Origin of the sequence: Thioclava sp. UBA3469 (genome assembly GCF_002378135.1) — a bacterium.
Classification (GTDB): Bacteria; Pseudomonadota; Alphaproteobacteria; order Rhodobacterales; family Rhodobacteraceae; genus Thioclava; species Thioclava sediminum.
Window position 1 is genome coordinate 9,556 of sequence record NZ_DFRG01000077.1, and the last position, 322, is coordinate 9,877.

Sequence of the window (322 nt, forward strand, 5' to 3'; positions counted from 1 at the left end):
CGCCTGCCTGATCACCAAGACCGACACCAACCCGTTCTTCGTGAAGATGAAAGAGGGTGCCTCGGCCAAGGCCAAAGAGATGGGCATCACGCTCAACACCTATGCGGGCAAGCTCGACGGCGACGTGGAAAGCCAGGTCGCGGCGGTCGAAAGCTGCATCGCGGCAGGCGCCAAGGGTATCCTGATCACCCCGTCCGACAGCCGTGCGCTTGCGCCTGCGGTTACGAAGGCGCGCGAGGCTGGTGCGCTGGTGATCGCGCTCGACACCCCGTTCGAGCCCGCCGACACTGCGGATGCGACCTTCGCCACCGACAACTTCAAG

The 322-nt window shown here is 64.6% G+C and carries 1 protein-coding gene; it reads left to right on the forward strand.

What is annotated here, in order from left to right; genetic code table 11:
* On the forward strand, positions 1-322 hold a 322-nt coding region (locus B3D39_RS06800), incomplete at both ends, for a substrate-binding domain-containing protein (RefSeq protein ID WP_286789536.1).